Below are 2,771 nucleotides of genomic sequence, written 5' to 3'. Positions count from 1 at the left end.
GGCCCGGGGTGGGGATAGCCCCCCGGCCAGGACGCCAGGGCGCTCCACTGCCAACGCCCGCTCCCGGCGGCAGAGTTGAGCGCATGATGCTGCGTTACGCCCTCCAGACCGTCAGGGACCGCAAAGCCGGCTTCCTCGGTGCCTTCACCGCACTGCTGTGCGCGGCGGCCCTCATCACCGCCTGCGGCACGCTCCTGGAGACCGGACTCCGCGGAAGGATCGCCACCGAGCGCTACGCGGCCACCCCGGTCCTCGTCTCCGCCGATCAGAACGTGCATCAGACCACGGTCAAGGAGAAGAAGGGCAAGACCAAGACGAAGCACAAGGCCAAGCCCGTGGCCGAGCGGGCCTGGCTCCCCGAGCGCACCGTCGAGACGGTGCGCGCCGTGCCCGGCGTCGAGCGGGCCGTACCCGAGCTCACCTTCCAGGCCGTCCCGCTGGTGCGGTCCGGCGGCGGCGCCGCCCGGCCGCCCGCCCCGTACGGGCACGCCTGGAGCTCCGCCGCGCTCACCCCCTTCACGCTCGCCGAGGGCCGCGCCCCCCAGGGTGGCGGCGAGGTCGTCGTCGACCGGGAACTGGCCGCCCGCGCCGGACTGGAGCCCGGCGGCCGGCTCACCGTCCAGGCCACCGGCGTACCCGAGGAGTACACGGTCAGCGGTATCGCCCGGGCGGACGGCGGCCGACTCACCCGGCAGAGCACGCTGTTCTTCGCCGACGCCGAGGCCCGGCGGCTCGCAGCCCGCGACGGACAGGTCACCGCCATCGGCGTCCTGCCCGCGCCCGGGGTCGACCCCGGAGCGCTGGCCCAGCGGATCCGCCGGGCACTGGCCGGCACCGGCACCGGAGCGCAGGTCAGTGTGGGGGACGAGCGCGGGCCGGTCGAATTCCTCGACGCCGCCGGCGCCCGGATCAAACTGGTTTCCATGGGCGGCGCCATGGGGGGCACCGCCCTGCTCGTCGCCGTCCTCGTCGTCGTCGGCACCTTCGCCCTGTCGGTCCAGCAGCGCCACCGCGAACTCGCCCTGCTCCGCGCCATCGCCGCCACCCCCCGCCAGCTGCGCCGCATGATCGGCCGGGAAGCCCTGCTCGTCGGACTGGCCGCCGGGGTCGCCGGAGCGTTCGCCGGGCTGCCGCTCGCCGCCTGGCTGCACGGCCGGTTCGTGGACGGCGGGATCGTCCCCGCCACCCTGGAGCGCACCGCCGGGATCTTCCCGATGTTCGCCGCCGTCGGAGCGAGCCTGCTCGGCGCGTGGGCCGCCGCCCGGATCACCGCCCGGCGCATCGCCCGCATCCGCCCTGCCGAGGCACTCGCCGAAGCGGCCGTCGAGCGGGCCCGGCCCGCCTGGATCCGGATCGCGATCGGGCTGCTGGTGCTGTCCGGCGGGGTCGTGCTGGTCGCCGTGCTGGGATCTCTGCGCACCGAGCCGGCGTCCACCCCGGTGACCTTCCTCGCCGTGATCGTCCTCGCCGCTGCCGTTGCCCTGCTCGGCCCGCTGCTCGTACGGGGCGGGGCCGCACTGCTTGCCGGCCCGCTGCGGCTGGCCGGCGCGGGCGGACACCTCGCCACCGCGAACCTGCGGAGCAACGCGACCCGGATGGCCTCCGCCGTCACCCCCCTCACCCTGCTGATCGGCATGACCTGCACCGTCCTGTTCATCGCGCCGACGCTGGCCCACGCCGTCCGGGAGCAGGCCCGCGACGGGGTCCGCGCCGGGTGGGTGCTGGCCGCCCGGGGCCCCGGCGTCCCGGCCGAGGCCGCCGAGGCGGTCCGCCGGACCCCCGGGGTCACGGCCGCCACCGAAATCGTCCGCACGTCGGTGCGGGTCGGGCTGACCAAGTACAGCGCCCAGGGCGTCACCCCCGACGGGCTGGCCCGGACCTGGGACCCCGCGGTGACCGCCGGCAGCCTCGACGGCTTCGGCGGACACAGCGCCGCGGTCAGCGGACTCGCCGCCGAACAACTCGGGCTGAAGCCCGGCAGCACACTGCAACTGGCCCTGGGCGACGGCACCCCCGCCACCTTGACCGTGGCCGCCGTGTACGAGCGGGGCCTGGGCTTCGGCGACCTGACCCTGCCGCACGGGCTGGTCGCGGCGCACGTCGACAACCCGCTGGCGGGCGGCGTACTGGTGGCCGCCGAGCCGGGGACCGGGCGGGAACAGCTGGCCGCGGCGGTGGCCCGGTTCCCGGGGGTGGGTGTGCTGTCGGCGCATGACGCCGACCGGGCGCGCGCGGAGCGGCAGCAGGAAGGGGCCGAACTCAACCTGCTGGCGATGGGGCTGGTGCTCGCCTTCACCGCGATCGCCGTCGTCAACACGCTCGCCATGTCCACCGCGGAGCGGTTCCGGGAGTTCGCGATGCTCCGGCTGGCCGGGGCGAAGCGGCGGCAGGTGCTGCGGATGCTGCGGGTGGAGGCGCTGGCCGTGCTGCTGATGGGGGCGGTGCTGGGGTCCGGGATCTCGCTGGCCGTGCTGACCGCCTTCAGCGTGGGGATGACCGGGGTGGCCGCGCCGGTGGTGCTGCCGGTGGTGTACGTGGGTGTGGTCGGCGTCGCCGGACTGCTGGCGGTGGCCGCCACCGCCGTCCCGGGCCGCGGCGTCCTCCGCATCCGCCCGGTCGAGGCGGCCACGTCCAGGTGACCCGGCCCGGACACCCCGGCTCCGGCGGCCGGACCCCGCTTCCGGCCGCACGGGGCCGCGGCTCGGCGCTGCTCCCGGCCCCGGCCGCGCCCCCCCCGGGCGGCTACCCCCAGGCCCCTGCCGCGGCCGGGC

1 protein-coding gene is annotated in these 2,771 nt (G+C 76.6%); it reads left to right on the top strand.

Annotated elements, in window-relative coordinates:
* Positions 1–83: 83 nt before the first annotated feature.
* Positions 84–2,639, top strand: a complete 2,556-nt coding sequence (locus tag HYE82_RS35670; protein WP_179178378.1) for an FtsX-like permease family protein — start codon at positions 84–86, stop codon at positions 2,637–2,639.
* The last annotated feature ends 132 nt before the right edge of the window (positions 2,640–2,771 follow it).

The sequence above is a fragment of the Streptomyces sp. BR123 genome (assembly GCF_013401435.1).
In the GTDB taxonomy this organism is placed as follows: Bacteria; Actinomycetota; Actinomycetes; order Streptomycetales; family Streptomycetaceae; genus Streptomyces.
Note: the sequence above shows the minus strand (reverse complement) of the source record. Positions and strands in the feature narration are given on the sequence as shown.